The sequence below is a fragment of the Pseudomonas sp. zfem004 genome, assembly GCF_032621715.1.
GTDB lineage: Bacteria > Pseudomonadota > Gammaproteobacteria > Pseudomonadales > Pseudomonadaceae > Aquipseudomonas > Aquipseudomonas sichuanensis.
The window spans coordinates 103,546-119,731 of the sequence record NZ_JAVYJF010000012.1; the positions used below are offsets into that span (position 1 = coordinate 103,546).

Here is a 16,186-nt window from a genome sequence, read left to right on the forward strand (position 1 = left end):
CCTCATCGCTGGCAAGCCAGCTCCCACAGCTACAGCGCAACCCTGTGGGAGCCGGCTTGCCGGCGATGAATTTGACGCGATCTCAGGGCAGTTCGTGGCTGCGGTAGAAGGCAGTGAGCACCTTCACCAGGTGGGCCAGGTCATGGCTGCCGCACAGCTCGCGGATCGAGTGCATGGCGAAGGTCGGCAAGCCGATGTCGACCGTGCGCACGCCCAGGTTGCCGGCGGTGATCGGGCCGATGGTCGAGCCGCAGCCCATGTCGCTGCGTACCACGAAGCTCTGCACCGGCACTTCCTCGGCCATGCACAGGTGGCGGAAGAACCCGGCGGTTTCGCTGTTGGTGGCGTAGCGCTGGTTGTTGTTGACCTTGATCACCGGGCCGGCGTTGAGCTTGGGCCCGTGGTTGCCGTCGTGCTTGTCGGCGTAGTTGGGGTGCACGCCGTGGGCGTTGTCGGCCGAGATCATCAGCGAGCGCTGCACGGTACGCACGTAGGCGTCACCTTCGGGCAACAGGCGCTGCAGGGTCTGTTCGAGCATCGGGCCGTCGGCGCCGCAGGCCGAGCAGGAGCCGACTTCTTCGTGGTCGTTGCACACCAGCAGGCAGGTTTCGTCGCTGTCGGCGCCCAGCAGCGCCTGCAGGCCGGCATAGCAGGACAGCAGGTTGTCCAGGCGGGCGCCGGCGATGAAGTCGCCGTTCAGGCCGATCAGTGCCGCGTCCTGGGTGTCGTAGAAGCTCAACTCGTAATCGAGTACCACGTCGGCGTTGAGGTCGTGCTCGCGGGCCAGTTGCTCGGTGAGCAGCGCGCGGAAGTCGACGCGCTCGTCGCCTGCCACCTGGGCCAGGATCGGCGGCAGTTCGGTCTGCGGGTTGATCATCCAGCCTTCGTTGGCGGTGCGGTTGAGGTGGATCGCCAGGTTGGGGATCACCGCGATCGGCAGCTTGAAGTCGATCAGCTGGCTTTCGACCTTGCCGTCACGGCGGAAGGTGACCCGCCCGGCCAGCGACAGGTCGCGGTCGAACCACGGGGCGAGCAGGGCGCCGCCATAGACTTCGACGCCCAGCTGCAAGAAGCCCTGGCGCTGCAGTTCGGGTTGCGGCTTGACCCGCAGGCAGGGGCTGTCGGTGTGGGCGCCGACCATGCGGATGCCGCTCATCAGTGGCGAGTGCTTGCCGAGCTTGATGGCGATGATCGAGGAATCGTTGCGGGTCAGGTAGTAGCGCCCGCCAGGCACCGTGGCCCAGCTGTCGCGTTCGTCCAGGTGCTGGAAACCGGCGGCTTCGAGGCGCTGCACGAGGCTTGCGGTGGCATGGAAGGGCGTCGGGGAGGCCTTGAGGAATTCAATCAGGCCGGCGTTCAGGGCATCGCGCATAAGTCACTCCAGACAGCAGTGGCGCGAGTTTAGCGTAATTGCTCGACAAATTGTGTCGACCCTTTCGCGGGTAAACCCGCTCCCACAGGGTCACCACGAACCCTGTGGGAGCGGGTTTACCCGCGAAAGGGCCAGTACAGCCACAAAAATCTAGAACGGCGCCGGGCACTCGAACTTCAACCGCTGCCCGGACACCGGGTGGGTAAAGCTCAGCATCGAGGCATGCAGGCACAGCCGTTCATGGGCGGCCAGCGCTTCAGGGTTGGCATACAGACGGTCGCCCAGCAGCGGATGGCCGATCGACAGCATGTGCACGCGCAACTGGTGCGAGCGCCCGGTGATCGGCGTCAGCTCGACCCGGCAATGCTCGCCGCAGCGTTCGACGATGCGCCAGAAGGTCAGGGCGTGCTTGCCTTGCTCATGGTCGACCACGTGGCGCGGCTTGGTCGGCGGGTCGTAGCGCAGCGGCAGGTCGATGCTGCCGCTGTCCAGTTGCGGCTGGCCCCAGCACAGCGCGGTGTAGGCCTTTTCCGTCTCACGGTCGTGGAACTGGCGCGACAGTTCGCGGTGGCTGTCGGCGTCACGGGCCAGCAGGATGATCCCCGAGGTTTCCCAGTCCAGGCGGTGGACGATCAGCGCGTCGGGGTAGCCGTTTTCCTGCAGGCGGGTGATCAGGCAGTCCTTGTTGTCATCGGCACGGCCCGGCACCGACAGCAGCAGGGTCGGCTTGTTGATCACCAGGATGGCGGCGTCTTCGTGAAGGATCTGGATGTTCGACAGCGGCATGTTCGGGCGTTCTCTGCAAAGCATTGTGGGAGCGGGSKTGCCCCGCGATAGCGTCAGATGGCCATCGCGGGGCAAGCCCGCTCCCACACGGTATACCTGGGGCTGCTGAAAACTCAGCGATCAGGCAGGGTGATGTTCAGTTCCAGAATCGAGCAGCTGCCCTGGTTTTCCAGTTCGATCTGCACGTCATCATTGCCGATGTTGACGTACTTGCGAATCACCTCGACCAGCTCCTTCTGCAGGGCTGGCAGGTAGTCCGGGGTGCTGCGCTGGCCACGCTCGTGCGCCACGATGATCTGTAGACGCTCTTTCGCTACCGACGCGCTGCTCTGTTTCTGTCTGCCACGAAAGAAGTCAAAAAGGTTCATGGTTTATTTGCCTCCAAACAGGCGTGCGAAGAATCCTTGCTTCGGCACTTCGATGAACCGCAGTGGCTTGGGCTTGCCCAGCAGGCGGTCGACGGTGTCGCTGTACGCCTGGCCGGCATCGCTCTGGTCGTCGAGGATGACCGGGATGCCCTGGTTGGACGCCTTGAGCACTGCCTGGGATTCGGGAATCACGCCCAGCAGTTCGACCGAGAGGATTTCCTTGACGTCTTCGACGCCCAGCATTTCGCCCTTCTCGACACGCTCGGGGTGGTAGCGGGTAATCAGCAGGTGTTCCTTGATCGGGTCGTCACCTTTCTCCGCGCGCAGCGACTTGCTCGACAGCAGGCCGATCATGCGGTCGGAGTCACGTACCGAGGAGACTTCCGGGTTGGTCACGACGATGGCTTCGTCGGCGAAGTACATCGCCAGGTGCGCACCTTTTTCGATCCCGGCCGGCGAGTCGCAGACCACGAACTCGAACTGCTCCTTGAGCTCCATCAGGACCTTTTCCACGCCTTCCTTGGTCAGCGCGTCCTTGTCGCGGGTCTGGCTGGCGGCCAGCACGTACAGGTTCTCGAGGCGCTTGTCCTTGATCAGGGCCTGCTGCAGGTTGGCTTCGCCGTTGACCACGTTGACGAAGTCGTACACCACGCGGCGTTCGCAGCCCATGATCAGGTCGAGGTTACGCAGGCCGACGTCGAAGTCGACGATGACAGTCTTGTGCCCACGCAGTGCGAGGCCGGTACCGATGGCGGCGCTGGTGGTGGTCTTGCCCACACCCCCCTTGCCGGAAGTAACCACGAGAATCTTGGCCAAGGTGTTTCACCCCTAAATAATCGGGACAGGCGTCCCTGCAAATACATAAAAAAACGGCAACGGTAAAAAGTTGCGCTAAAAATGCCGGCAAGTATCCGTTAAAGACGGGTGATGTTCAACACGTCACCGGACAGGCTGACCTGCACGCCCGAGCCCCACAGCGGGTCGCGGCGCAGGTCTTCGCAAACTTTGTACTGGCCGGCGATGGAGACCATTTCGGCGGTCATCTGCTGGCAGAAGATGCGCGCCTTGGTATTGCCCTTGATCCCCGCCAGGGCCCGGCCACGCATGGCGCCGTACACATGGATGTTGCCATCGGCAAGAAGTTCCGCGCCCGGGCTGACGGAGCCGGTGACCACCAGGTCGCCGCCCTGGGCATAGATCTGCTGGCCGCCGCGCACCGTGGTGGTGATGATGCGCGTCGGGCGCACTTCGGGTTCGGCTGGCGCCGGTGGCGGTGGCGGTGCAGGTTCCGGCGCTTTCACCTCCGGTTCCGGCTCCAGCGGGCGCTCGCGGGCACCGGAAGGCGGCAGCACCGGCAGGTCGATGGCGATCGCCGCGGCGATGTCCTCGATGCGGTTGGCGCGGATCGCCAGGGTGCGCAGGCCATGATGGCGGCAGACGCGCATCAGCCCGGGCAGGTCGATGGCGCCCTCGTCAGGGGGCAGCTTGTCCAGCGCCAGCACCAGCGGCGTGTTGCTGAAGAAATTCGGCGCCTGCGCCACCTTGGCCGCCAGCTGGCGGTCAAGGGATTCGAGGTCGTTGCGCGCCAGTTCCAGCACGGTGATGGCAAGCATGCTGCCCTTGAGCTGGAACACGGGGGCGTTGTCGGGTGTCTGGTTAGGGCTCATGGTCTGCATAGACGGCTTGTTGCGAGAAAAGTGCCCTGACTTATAGCGATAAGACCGATTGCCCGCAACCGATGTAGAATGCTCGGCCCTTGTCTTGCCGGAAGCTTCAATGGAACGCCCGCGTTTTCGCCGCCTATTCCTCCACCCGCGCTTCTGGGCCCTGTGGCTTGGCCTGGGCCTGTTGTGGCTGGTCGCCCAGTTGCCCTACCGCGCCTTGCTCGGGCTCGGCCGCGCCCTCGGTGCGCTGATGTACCGGGCGGCCGGCGAACGCCGCCGGATTGCCGCGCGCAACCTCGAATTGTGTTTCCCCGAGCTTTCCAGCGACGAACGGCAGCGCCTGCTCAAGGAAAATTTCGCCTCCACCGGCATCGCCTTCTTCGAAATGGCCATGAGCTGGTGGTGGCCACAGGCCCGCCTGGCCCGCCTGGCGCACATCGAAGGCATCGAACACCTGCAGGCTGCCCAGCGTGATGGCGAGGGCGCGATCCTCATGGCCGTGCACTTCACCACCCTGGAGATCGGCGCCGCGCTGCTGGGCCAGGTGCACACCATCGACGGCATGTACCGCGAGCACGGCAACCCGGTGTTCGACTTCATCCAGCGCCGTGGCCGCGAGCGCCACAACCTCGATTCGCTGGCGGTGGAGCGCGACGATGTGCGCGGCATGCTCAAGCTGCTGCGCAAGGGCCGGGCGATCTGGTATGCGCCCGACCAGGACTACGGCATCAAGCAGAGCATCTTCGTGCCGTTGTTCGGCATCCCGGCCGCCACCGTTACCGCCACCAGCAAGTTCGCCCGCCTGGGCAAGGCCCGGGTGATCCCCTTCACCCAGAAACGCCTGGAAGATGGCAGCGGCTACCGCCTGGTGGTGCACCCGCCGCTCGAAGGTTTCCCGGGGGAGACCGAAGAGGCCGACTGCCTGCGCATCAACCAGTGGGTCGAAGGCGCGCTGCGCGAGTGCCCGGAGCAATACCTGTGGGCGCATCGGCGGTTCAAGTCGCGGCCTGAAGGCGAGCCGCGGCTGTACGACAAGAAGAAAAAATGACACCGATCGCGGGGCAAGCCCGCTCCCACGCTCTGGACTGCCCCCAAGAGTTGGATTGATTTCCAACTTTTTTGAGAGGAGTCAAGAGCGTGGGAGCGGGCTTGCCCCGCGATAGCGACTCCAGGAAGGAACCATGACCCCAACCACCGGCCTGATCCTCTCCGGCGGCGGCGCCCGCGCCGCCTACCAGGTCGGCGTGCTCGCCGGCATCGCCGAACTGCTGCCACCCGGCGCGGCCAATCCGTTCCCGGTGATCGTCGGCACCTCCGCCGGCGCCATCAACGCGGTCAAGCTGGCCAGCGGTGCCACCCGCTTCGCCGAATCGGTGCAGCACCTGACCACGTTCTGGCAGAATTTTCGCAGCCACCTGGTGCTGCGCAGCGACTGGCCCGGGGTAATCCGCCAGGCCACTCGCTTCGTCGGTCACAGCCTGCTCGGCCTGGGCGGCCAGGTGCCGGTGGCCCTGCTCGACAGCCGCCCGCTGCGCAAGTTGCTGCACCAGCACCTGGACCTGGACGGCATTGCCCATTCGCTGGCCGCCAACCAGCTGCGCGCCATCGCCGTGACCGCCTTCGGTTATGAGTCCGGCCAGGCGGTGACCTTCTATCAGGGCCGCGACACCATCGAGCCCTGGCTGCGCCACCGGCGCATCGGCATGCCCACGCCGCTGACCATCGACCATCTGTTGGCCAGCTCGGCCATCCCGCTGCTGTTCGCCCCGGTGCGCCTCGGCGAGGAGTTTTTCGGCGACGGTGCGGTACGGCAGTCGGCGCCGATCAGCCCGGCCCTGCACCTGGGGGCCAGCCGTGTGCTGGTGGTGGGCGTCAGTGGCAACCCACAGCGCCCGGCGCCGCCGTTGCCCACCCAGCGGGTGTTCAGCGGCCAGCAGCCGAGCCTGGCGCAAATCGGCGGGCACATGCTCAACAGCACCTTCATCGACAGCCTCGAAGACGACATCGAGCTGCTGCAACGCCTCAACCACCTCAGCCATATGTTGCCGGCGCACCTCGATGCACGGCGCCTGGGGCTGGCACCGATCGAGGTGCTGGTGGTGGCGCCAAGCCAGCCGCTGGACGAGATCGCCGCGCGGCATCGACGCGAGTTGCCGGCGGCGTTAAGGCTGTTCCTGCGCGGGCCGGGGGCGACCAAGACCAGCGGGGCGGGGGTGCTCAGCTACCTGCTGTTCGAGGCGAGCTATTGCAGCGAGCTGATCGAGCTGGGGCGCAAGGATGCCTTGGCCAAGAAGCGCGAGTTGTGCCAGTTCCTGGGGATCTGACAAAGCATCGCGGGGCAAGCCCGCTCCCACGTTGCAAACACCGTGGGAGCGGCGGTGCGCCGCTGCGACTTGCCCCGCGATGATGCTTACTCGGCGATCTGCAACTTGCGCGCCTGGGTGTACACGTACCGCAGCTTTTCATACTCGAACGGCGAGTTGGTCTGGCCATAGCTGAAGTTGGTGCTGTTGCGCTTGTCGATGGCCCGCATCAGCGTGATCTCCGGGTGCTCTTCGGCAGACTCCGGCACGTCCAGGTAATTGACCGCCTGCTCGCCCACGTAGTCCACCACCAGCCCGGTGGTGTCGCGCAGGTTCGACGGCCCCAGGATCGGCAGCATGATGTACGGCCCTTCCGGCACGCCATAGAAGCCGAGCGTCTGGCCAAAGTCCTCGCTCTGGCGCGGCAGCCCCATGCTGGTCGCCGGGTCCCACAGCCCGCCGACACCGAGGATGGTGTTGAACATCAGCCGCGCGGTGATTTGTGCCGAGCGCTTGGCCTTGAGCTGGAACACGCTGTTGAACAGGTTCGGCACATCGCCCAGGTTGTTGAAGAAGTTGTTCACCCCGGTGCGCACGAAGCTTGGGGTGATGTAGCGGTAGCCATCGACCACCGGCAGGAACACCCACTGGTCGAAGCGGTAGTTGAAGTGGTAGATGCGCCGGTTCATCGCTTCCAGCGGGTCATAGATGTTCAGCGCCGCCAGGGTCGAGCGCTCGAACTCGCGCTGGTCCAGGCCCGGGTTGAACTTGAGTTCGCGCAGCGGATCGATGAACCCATCGGGTTCTGCCGTGAGGCTCGGGGCCTTGTCGGCCTCGATCACGCTGGCCCGGGGCGCGACTTCTTCGGCCAGGGCGCAGCCGCTGGCGAGCAGGGCGGTGATGAGCAGCAATCGGTTAACCACGGAAGAACTCCAGCATGGCGTCGCTGTTGACGCGGTAATTGAGGTTGCCGCAGTGGCCGCCATGGGGGTACAGGGTCAGGCGCTCGCCGAACACCCGGCGCATGAAACCGATGTCGCCGGGGCCGAGGATCACGTCGTCGGCGTTGTGCATCACGGCGATCTTCGGGCTTTCGTGCAGGTAGTCGGCGAGGGCATACAGGCTGACCTGATCGTTCAACTGCAGCAGGCTGTTGCCGCCGGTACGCGCGCGCCACATGGGGATCACCTGCTCGGTCAGGTAACAGTCGAAATCGCACTGCAGGGCACGCTTGAAGAACGGCGTGAGGCTGGTGGTTTCGGTGATCGGGTACTTCGGCGGAATGATCAGGCCGCGGCGGTTGATCAGGTCGGAGGTGAAGGCGATGTCGGCTGCCGAGAAGCGGAACGAGGTGCCGATCAGCATGGCCATCTGTTCGTTGGACAGGTGCTGGCGCGACTGCTGGAAGTCGTACAGCAAGGCTTCGTTGAGGTCGATGTAGCCCTTGTCCTGGAAGTAGCGGGTGAGCTTCTCCAGCATCAGCTCGTAGAACGTGGTGCTCTTGTCGATGCCCTTGACCCGGGTTTGCACCAGTTTGTCCAGGTTGCTGATCGAGGTGTACAGGTTGACCGGCGGGTTGAGCAGCAGCACCCGCTTGAAGTTGAAGCTGCGCCGGGTTTCGTCCAGCTTGCTGACGAACGCGGCATCCAGCGCCCCCAGGCTGTAGCCCGTCAGGTAGTACTCGCTGACCGGCAGGCGCGGGTGCTGGGCGCGCACCGCCTGCATCACCCGGTACAGGTCCTTGGCATCCTCGGCGCTCACGCCAGGGGTGGCGAAGCGCGAGGCCGCGCTCATGAAGTCGTAGCTGGTCGGCGAGGACAGTTGCACCACGTGGTAGCCGGCCTGATAGAACAGTTTTTTCAGGTATTCGTTGATCGAGCTGAAGTAGGGCGCGCCGGTACCGGCGATCAGGAAGATCAGCGGCGCCTCGTGGTCCTGCTGGGCCAGGCGGTAGCGCAGCTTCTTCACCGACCAGAAATTGTCCGGCAGGGTGAACTCGCGTTCCGGGCGCAGGGTGAGGCTGTAGTCGTCCTGGTTGATTTCATCGTCGCTGGGCAGCGTCGGGCGCTGCTCGGGCGGCGTGGTGGCGATGGTCGCCTCGAACGGGTTGGTCAATGGGTAGCCGTAGCTCGCGGCATCGATATCCCGCGCCGAAGCGGCCGCAGCCATGAGCAGGCCACCGAGCAGCGCGGCGAGGCGCAAAGATCGAAGCATGTAGTCCCCCAGAAAAACGCAAGGTCGTGCAGTTTGTACGCAGGCTAGGACCATGGTCGACCCGGCAAAGTTGCCTGCCGTTCATACCTTTGTCGCACCAGATGTTGTTGTCCACGGCAATGCCTGTGTTGTGCAACATAGCCGTTGGGCCATGATTTTGCCTTACATCGGCCCCTGAGCGATCATTCACGCTTTCGATTGCCGCTATTGGAGAACCGGATGTCCCGTTCGTGGCCGCTGATTGCCTTGCTGCTGTTCCTGCCGCTGTGGCTGGCCGCCAGTTATGGCGTGCGTTATGGCTTGATGGAAGCGCCCCAATGGGTCGGATTGTGTGCGCAGCCGGGGGAAATCTGGCAGTGCCAAGTGCGCTCGCTGCTGGGGTTGGGCATTCATTTCCAGGTGATCGCCTGGAGCGCGTTGGGGCTGGCGCTGGTCGCCCAGCTGATTGCGGGCCGTCTGGGGTGGTGGCTTGCAGTGCTGGCGCTGGTGTTCGGGTTGCCGGCGCTGGTGCTGTATACCGCGAGCATCGCGGTGTTTGCGGTGGTGCTGGCAGGTCTGCGCCTGGTCAGGTGATTACCGGCTTGCTGGGTCGGGCCTGGAGGGTGGCGGGCTGAAATCTCAACTCAGCACGTGATCCACCGGCTCCAATGCCGGCGGCAAAGGCTCATGCCCCAGCGCCGCCAGCACATCGCGCTCGAGGGTGCGCACCAGCGCATCGGTCGGCAGGTCGTTCTCATCCCGGCCGAACGGGTCTTCCAGCTCGTTGCCGATGGCATCCAGGCCGAAGAACGTGTAGCTGACGATGGTGGTGAACAGCGGCGCCAGCCAGCCCAGCGGTTCGGCCAGGGCGAACGGCAGCAGCAGGCAGAAGATATAGATGGTGCGGTGCAGCAGCAGGGTGTAGGGGAATGGCAGCGGCGTACCCTTGATCCGCTCGCAGGTTGCCTGCACCTCCGAAAGGCCCGCCAGGCGCTGTTCCAGGATGGTGTAACGGAACTCGCTGATCAGCTGTTGCTGCGCCAGCCGCGAACATTGCGCACCGATGTCCTGGAGGATGCCGTTGCACAGATTGTGCGGGGTCAGCGGTGCTTGCTCGGCCAACCAGGGGCGGGCGGCGTGCAGTTCGTCCTCATTGCGCAGCCGGGCATTCAGGGCATGGGCAAAACCGCACAGGCTGCGCAACATCGCCGCGCGCAGTTGCGCATCCTCGATCACCACGCTTTCACGCACGAACGAACGCACCTCGATGATCATCCGCCCCCAGGCCTTGCGCCCTTCCCACCAACGGTCGTAGCAGGCGTTGTTGCGAAAGCTCATGAAGATCGACAGCGACAGCCCGAGCAGGGTGAACGGGGTGGCGCTGACCGGGTAGAACAACGCCGGGTAGTGCCGCTCGATCAGCACGATCAGTGCGGCCAGCAGGGTGACCATCAGGCAGCGCAACGCGATGCGCTTGACGATCGAGCCCCTGAGGGTGAACAGCACGCGCAGCAGGTCGGGGCGGGAGTGGACGATCAAGAGGGGTTCCCGAGGCGGCCGTTCAGCCGCCGGTCATGTTCATGAAACGCAGGATCTGCACCTCGCCACCCACTTCGAAGTGGTGGCGCCAAGGCTTGAGCTGCATGGCCTCGCGGATGGCCTTGTCGAGGCGGGCACTGTCGCTGGGGTGCTGGCGCAGCACCTGCTTGAGGTCCAGCGAGTGCTCGTTGCCCAGGCACAGCAGCAGGCGGCCTTCGACGGTCAGGCGCACGCGGTTGCAGGTGGCGCAGAAGTTGTGGCTGTGGGGCGAGATGAAACCGACCCGGGTGTTCGGCGCTTCGGCCAGGCGCCAGTAGCGGGCCGGGCCTTGGGAGGATTCGGCCGATTCGATCAGTGTGAAGTGCCCGGCCAGGCGCTCGCGCACATCGTCGCTGGAACAGTAGGACTCGCCGCGCTGGTGTTCGCTGATCACCCCCAGGGGCATTTCCTCGATGAACGAGATGTCCAGCTCGCGGTCGATGGCGAAGCGCACCAGGTCGACGATCTCGTCGTCGTTGCGGCCCTTGAGCACCACGGCGTTGAGCTTGGTGCGACGAAAGCCGGCGGCGCGCGCGGCATCGATGCCGGCGATCACCTGCTGCAGGTCACCGGTGCGGGTCAGGGCACGGAAGCGCTCGGGGTCGAGGCTGTCGAGGCTGATGTTCAGGCGCGACACGCCGGCATCGAACAGCGGCTGGGCCAGGCGGCCGAGCTGCGAGCCATTGCTGGTCAGGCACAGTTCACGCAGGCCGGGCAGGGCGGCGATACGTTCGCAGAGCCCGACGATGCCCTGGCGGACCAGGGGTTCACCGCCGGTCAGGCGGATCTTGCGGGTGCCCAGGGCGACGAAGCGTTCGGCCACCTGATAGAGCTCTTCGAGGCTGAGGATCTGCTGGCGCGGCAAAAACTGCATGTCCTCGGCCATGCAGTAGACGCAACGGAAATCGCAACGATCGGTGACCGACATCCGCAGGTAGTCGACCTTGCGGTTGAAACCGTCGATCAGGGCCTGGGGGTTCTGTTCCACGTGGGCGCTCGAAGGGCTGGGGGCTATGCAATCCAAGCTATCGCCTGGGGCCAGACCCGTCAAATCGCTTTCCCTGACCGCTTGATCAATGGCCTCTATCAAGGGCCAGGCAGATGCGCATACGGCATTCTCGTGGGAGCGGGCTTGCCCCGCGAAAGGTCTATTACAGACACCTAAAACCCATGATCGACACGGCCTATCACCCCGTCAGACATTTCGATTGGACGCCCCCACATCACCCTCCATAGGCTGGAAAAAAGCAGCGGGCAACGTGATCCGCCGCACCTTTACCATGCCCGCGTGAGGATTGACCGCATGAGCCAGGACGAACACATCAGGGACTACAAGGGGCCGGCCGCCGGCTGGGGCGCGCTCAAGAGCGTGACCAAGAGCTGGCTGGGCAGCGAGAACGCCTTCAAGAACCTGCGGGCCATGCTCAAGACCAACCAGAACGGCGGCTTCGACTGCCCCGGTTGCGCCTGGGGCGAGTCGCCGGAAAGCGACATGGTCAAGTTCTGCGAGAACGGCGCCAAGGCGGTCAACTGGGAAGCTACCGGCCGCTCGGTGGACCCGGCTTTCTTCGCCAAGTACAGCGTCAGCGCGCTGCTGGAACAGACCGACTACTGGCTTGAGTACCAGGGCCGGCTGACCCACCCGATGCGCTATGACGCGGCCACCGACCACTATGTAGAAACCAGCTGGGACGAGGCCTTCGCCCTGATCGGTCAGCACCTGAACAGCCTCGAGTCGCCCGACCAGGCCGAGTTCTACACCTCGGGCCGGGCCAGCAACGAGGCGGCGTTCCTCTACCAGCTGTTCGTCCGCGCCTACGGCACCAACAACTTCCCTGACTGCTCGAACATGTGCCACGAAGCCAGCGGCGTGGGCATGTCGCAAACCCTCGGCGTGGGCAAGGGCACCGTGGTGTTCCATGACCTGGAGCTGGCCGACGCGATCTTCGTCATCGGCCAGAACCCCGGCACCAACCACCCGCGCATGCTCGAACCGCTGCGCGAGGCGGTCAAGCGCGGTGCCCAGGTGGTGTGCTTCAACCCGCTCAAGGAGCGCGGGCTGGAACGCTTCCAGCACCCGCAGCACCCGCTGGAGATGCTCAGCAATGGCTCCGAGTCCACCAGCACCGCGTACTTCCGCCCGGCGCTGGGCGGGGACATGGCGGCCATGCGCGGTATCGCCAAGTACTTGTTGCAGTGGGAACGCGAAGCGCAGCTCAACGATGAGCCGCCGGTGTTAGACCATGCCTTCATCGCCGAGCACACCAGTGGGGTCGAGGATTACCTGGCCGTGGTCGATGCCACGCCCTGGGCGCATATCGTCGAGCAGTCCGGCCTGACCAAGGCCGAGATCGAGCTGGCGGCACGCATGTATCGCAAGGCCGAACGGGTGATCATGTGCTGGGCCATGGGTGTGACCCAGCACCGCCATTCGGTGGCGACCGTGCAGGAAATCGTCAACCTGCAACTGCTGCGCGGCAACGTCGGCAAGCCCGGCGCCGGCCTGTCACCAGTGCGTGGCCACAGCAACGTGCAGGGCGACCGCACCATGGGCATCGACGAAAAACCCAAGGCGCAACTGCTTGACGCCCTGGAAAAGCGCTTCCAGTTCAAGGTGCCGCGTGCCCATGGCGACAACGCCGTGCTGGCGATCAAGGCCATGGAGGAGGGGCGGGCCAAGGTGTTCGTCGCCCTGGGCGGCAACTTCGCCCAGGCCACCCCGGACACGCCACGCACCCACGCGGCGCTGCGCAACTGCGCGCTGACCGTGCAGATTTCCACCAAGCTCAACCGTTCGCACCTGGTGACCGGGCGCGACGCGCTGATCCTGCCGTGCCTGGGCCGTACCGAGATCGATATCCAGGGCGAGGGCCCGCAGGGGGTGACGGTCGAAGACACCTTCAGCATGGTGCACATCTCCCATGGCCAGCTGAAGCCGCGCTCGCCGCACCTGCGCTCGGAGCCTGCGATCGTTGCCGGCATGGCCAAGGCCACCCTGGGCAACACGCCGATCGACTGGGAATACGCGATTGCCGACTACGGCCGCATCCGCAGCATGATTGCCGATGTGATTCCGGGCTTTGCCGATTTCAACGAGCGCTTGCAGCATCCGGGCGGTTTCCACCTGGGCAACAACGCGGCAGACCGCAGTTTCCGCACCGCCACCGGCAAGGCGTGCTTCACCCCCAGCGCATTGCCCGAGCAGCTGGTCAACGACCAGGTGCTGGCCCGTGGCGACAAGCCCGACCTGATCCTGCAGACCCTGCGCTCCCACGATCAGTACAACACCACCCTGTACGGGCTGGATGACCGCTATCGCGGGGTGTTCGGCCTGCGCGAAGTGGTATTCGTCAACGAGGCCGATATCCGCCGCCTGGGTTTCGAGCCGGGTGAGCAGGTGGACCTGGTGTCGCTGTGGGCGGATGGCCGCGAGCGGCGGGTGTCGGGGTTCCGTCTGGTGGCCTATGACGTGCCCGAGGGGCAGGCGGCGGCGTACTACCCGGAGACCAACCCCTTGGTGCCGTTGGAGAGTTATGGCGACGGCACTTACACGCCGACGTCGAAGTTCGTGGCGATCAAGCTGGAGAAGGCCAGCGCGGGGAACCGGATCGCGGCGTCGAACACCTCTGCGTGATGTTGTGGGAGCGGCGGTGCGCCGCTGCGACTTGCCCCGCGATGGCGATGGTGGGTTCACTGATGTCATCGCGGGGCAAGCCCGCTCCCACGCGATGTGGTCGCGCGCCTCAGCGATGCACCGGATACGCCGTGGTGTACTTCATCTGTTCCATGGCAAAGCTCGAGGTGATGTTCGACAGCCCGTCGGTGCTGGTGATCAGTTTCTTGTAGAAGCGGTCGTAGGCGGCGATGTCGCCCACCACCACCCGCAGCATGTAGTCCCAGTCGCCGGACATGCGGTACACCTCCATCACCTCCTCGAACGCGGTCACCGTGGCGGCGAACTGCGCCAGCCAGGCGCTGTCGTGGCGCTGGGTCTTGAGCTGGACGAACACCGTCAGGCCCAGGCCCAGGCGCTGGGGGTCGAGCAGGGCGACGCGGCCGCGGATATAGCCTTCATCTTCCAGGCGTTTGACCCGCTTCCAGCAGGGGGTGGTGGTCAGGTTGACCGCTTCGGCCAGGTCCTTGAGGGAGATCGAGGCGTCGCGCTGGAGCAGGGTGAGGATGTGCTGGTCGAAACTGTCCATGTCGTTGTTGGGCTCCAGGCGAGAAAAAGTTTCCCGAGATTAGCCGTTGGCGGTGTTGCTTGGAATCGCCATGGCTCGCACAAGGTAAAAATCTTCTGGTTGGCGCCGGTCGGTGGCGCGATATGAGATAGTTGCGCTTTTCCACCCCTAGTCAATGGACCCGACCATGTCCGAAAAGCCGCGCAATTTCGCCACCCGCACCATCCACGCCGGCGAGCAGTCCAGCGTTGCCGACAACGCCATCTTCCCGGCCATCGTCACCTCCAGCTCGTTCATCAAGCGTGGCCTGGACGACAACCCCGAATACGCCTACAGCCGCGTCAGCAACCCCACCCGGCATGCCTATGAGACCTGCGTGGCGGCCCTTGAGGAGGGTGTCGGCGCGGTGGCCTGTGCATCTGGCGTAAGCGCTACGGCCACGGTGCTCGAGCTGTTGTCCAAGGATGCCCACGTGGTGGTGATGAACGGTGTCTACGGCGGCACCTTCCGCCTGCTGGAAGACTACCGCGGGCGCACCTCGGGGCTGACCACCACCTACGTCGACCTCAACGACGTCGAGGCCGTGGCCGCGGCGATTCGCCCGGACACGCAACTGATCTGGATCGAGTCGCCGACCAACCCGCTGCTGCACCTGGTGGATATCAAGGCAGTCTGCGACCTGGCCCGTGCACGCGGCATCATGACCTGCATCGACAACACCTTCTGCTCGCCGTGGAACCAGCAGCCGATCACCTTGGGCGTGGATCTGGTAATGCACTCGGCGAGCAAGTACATCGGTGGCCATTCCGACCTCACCGGCGGCGTGGTGGTGGCGGCCAACGACGAGCTGCTGGGGCGCCTGCGCAAGATCAGCATGGCGGTGGGGGCGATCCAGGGGCCGTTCGATTGCTACCTGGCACTGCGCGGGCTGAAGACCCTCGACGTGCGCATGGAGCGCCAGAGCGCCAACGCCCTGCGCGTGGCGCAGTACCTGGAAGGCCACCCGCAGGTCGAGCAGGTGTATTACCCGGGGCTGGAAAGCCACCCGCAGCATGCGCTGTGCAAGCGCCAGATGCGCACCGGCGGGGCCGTGGTGGCCATTCGCATCAAGGGTGACCGGGCTGCGGTCAACCGCCTGGTCGAGGCGCTGCAGATCTTCGTCCTGGCCGATTCGCTGGGCGGGGTGGAGAGCATGATCAACCATTCCTGGAGCATGTCGCACAACTCGCTCAGCCCAGAGCAGAAGGGCGTGATGGGGATCAGCGAGAACCTGGTGCGGTTGTCGATGGGGATCGAGGATTATCGGGACTTGATCGAGGACCTGGATACGGCGCTCAAAGCATCCGCTTGAGGGCTGCTGACGTCATCGCGGGGCAAGCCCGCTCCCACGCATGTGGGGGCGGGCTTGCCCCGCGATCATTTTGAAAGGTTTACCGTTCAGGACTTGGGCGGATGGATGATCCGTTCGATCTTGTCCTTGATCAGCAGCCGCTCCTTGCGTAACAGGGTGACCTTGTCATCGGCGCTGCCGTTGCCTTCGGCAGCCACCACTTCCTTGTCCTTGGCGTTGTAGTCCTTGTGCAGCTTGTGCAGGTCCTGATTCTTGTCGATCAGGGCCTGGAACTGGTCGGCGCTAACGTGCAGGTCGGCGAGCAAATCGTGCGGAACTGGCATTTCTTCACCTCTTTCAGGGTTGGCGAACGGGCCTGAACCATGAGGATAGTCGCCTTTGCCCCAATGG

The 16,186-nt window shown here is 64.7% G+C and carries 16 protein-coding genes; 5 read left to right on the plus strand and 11 right to left on the minus strand.

The genetic code is table 11. From position 1 onward, the window contains the following. Positions 1–82 precede the first annotated feature (82 nt). The 5 genes from RTH46_RS14925 to minC form a co-directional block, all read right to left on the minus strand. On the minus strand, positions 83–1,372 hold the full coding sequence (locus RTH46_RS14925) for a M18 family aminopeptidase (RefSeq protein ID WP_153787175.1): 1,290 nt from the start codon (positions 1,370–1,372) through the stop codon (positions 83–85). Between the two features lie 150 nt (positions 1,373–1,522). Beyond that, on the minus strand, positions 1,523–2,158 hold the full coding sequence (locus RTH46_RS14930) for an RluA family pseudouridine synthase (RefSeq protein WP_153787174.1): 636 nt from the start codon (positions 2,156–2,158) through the stop codon (positions 1,523–1,525). Between the two features lie 113 nt (positions 2,159–2,271). Continuing rightward, positions 2,272–2,526 (minus strand): cell division topological specificity factor MinE, encoded by a 255-nt coding sequence (gene minE, locus RTH46_RS14935; RefSeq protein WP_023631120.1) that lies wholly within the window; start codon positions 2,524–2,526, stop codon positions 2,272–2,274. Positions 2,527–2,529: 3 nt separating this feature from the next. Then, complete coding sequence (gene minD / locus RTH46_RS14940; RefSeq protein ID WP_153787173.1) at positions 2,530–3,342, minus strand: septum site-determining protein MinD; 813 nt, start codon at positions 3,340–3,342, stop codon at positions 2,530–2,532. Positions 3,343–3,440: 98 nt separating this feature from the next. Then, a complete protein-coding gene (minC, locus tag RTH46_RS14945) occupies positions 3,441–4,202 on the minus strand; it encodes a septum site-determining protein MinC (RefSeq protein WP_125463048.1) in 762 nt (253 codons plus the stop codon). Between the two features lie 100 nt (positions 4,203–4,302). Here minC and RTH46_RS14950 point away from each other — a divergent pair, with 100 nt between their 5' ends. Beyond that, positions 4,303–5,238 carry a lipid A biosynthesis lauroyl acyltransferase gene (locus RTH46_RS14950; RefSeq protein WP_316905993.1) on the plus strand — a complete coding sequence of 312 codons (936 nt, stop codon included), beginning with the start codon at positions 4,303–4,305 and terminating at the stop codon, positions 5,236–5,238. Positions 5,239–5,371: 133 nt separating this feature from the next. Next, positions 5,372–6,514 (plus strand): patatin-like phospholipase family protein, encoded by a 1,143-nt coding sequence (locus RTH46_RS14955; RefSeq protein ID WP_316905994.1) that lies wholly within the window; start codon positions 5,372–5,374, stop codon positions 6,512–6,514. 86 nt (positions 6,515–6,600) lie between these two features. On the opposite strand, the gene RTH46_RS14960 is transcribed toward RTH46_RS14955, so the two are convergent. Both RTH46_RS14960 and RTH46_RS14965 read right to left on the minus strand, forming a co-directional pair. Then, positions 6,601–7,416 (minus strand): VacJ family lipoprotein, encoded by an 816-nt coding sequence (locus RTH46_RS14960; RefSeq protein WP_316905995.1) that lies wholly within the window; start codon positions 7,414–7,416, stop codon positions 6,601–6,603. After that, positions 7,409–8,707, minus strand: coding sequence for a serine/threonine protein kinase (locus tag RTH46_RS14965; protein WP_316905996.1), 1,299 nt, complete (start codon positions 8,705–8,707; stop codon positions 7,409–7,411). The genes RTH46_RS14960 and RTH46_RS14965 overlap by 8 nt, the downstream gene beginning before the upstream one ends. A gap of 219 nt (positions 8,708–8,926) precedes the next feature. Between RTH46_RS14965 and RTH46_RS14970 the strand changes: the two genes are divergently transcribed. Further along, complete coding sequence (locus RTH46_RS14970) at positions 8,927–9,280, plus strand: hypothetical protein (protein WP_316905997.1); 354 nt, start codon at positions 8,927–8,929, stop codon at positions 9,278–9,280. A gap of 45 nt (positions 9,281–9,325) precedes the next feature. On the opposite strand, the gene RTH46_RS14975 is transcribed toward RTH46_RS14970, so the two are convergent. Both RTH46_RS14975 and moaA read right to left on the minus strand, forming a co-directional pair. Further along, positions 9,326–10,225, minus strand: a complete 900-nt coding sequence (locus RTH46_RS14975) for a bestrophin family protein (RefSeq protein ID WP_316905998.1) — start codon at positions 10,223–10,225, stop codon at positions 9,326–9,328. A gap of 22 nt (positions 10,226–10,247) precedes the next feature. Next, positions 10,248–11,252 carry a GTP 3',8-cyclase MoaA gene (gene moaA, locus RTH46_RS14980; protein ID WP_316905999.1) on the minus strand — a complete coding sequence of 335 codons (1,005 nt, stop codon included), beginning with the start codon at positions 11,250–11,252 and terminating at the stop codon, positions 10,248–10,250. Between the two features lie 315 nt (positions 11,253–11,567). On the opposite strand from moaA, the gene RTH46_RS14985 reads away from it, so the two are divergent. Beyond that, entirely contained in the window at positions 11,568–13,898 is a 2,331-nt protein-coding gene (locus RTH46_RS14985; RefSeq protein ID WP_316906000.1) for an FdhF/YdeP family oxidoreductase, read from the plus strand. 109 nt (positions 13,899–14,007) lie between these two features. Here RTH46_RS14985 and RTH46_RS14990 read toward each other — a convergent pair whose 3' ends face one another. Then, positions 14,008–14,466 (minus strand): Lrp/AsnC family transcriptional regulator, encoded by a 459-nt coding sequence (locus RTH46_RS14990; RefSeq protein WP_110992455.1) that lies wholly within the window; start codon positions 14,464–14,466, stop codon positions 14,008–14,010. A gap of 154 nt (positions 14,467–14,620) precedes the next feature. On the opposite strand from RTH46_RS14990, the gene RTH46_RS14995 reads away from it, so the two are divergent. Beyond that, positions 14,621–15,796, plus strand: a complete 1,176-nt coding sequence (locus RTH46_RS14995) for a trans-sulfuration enzyme family protein (RefSeq protein WP_110992456.1) — start codon at positions 14,621–14,623, stop codon at positions 15,794–15,796. A gap of 86 nt (positions 15,797–15,882) precedes the next feature. On the opposite strand, the gene RTH46_RS15000 is transcribed toward RTH46_RS14995, so the two are convergent. After that, complete coding sequence (locus tag RTH46_RS15000; protein ID WP_153787163.1) at positions 15,883–16,119, minus strand: YdcH family protein; 237 nt, start codon at positions 16,117–16,119, stop codon at positions 15,883–15,885. Positions 16,120–16,186: the final 67 nt, after the last annotated feature.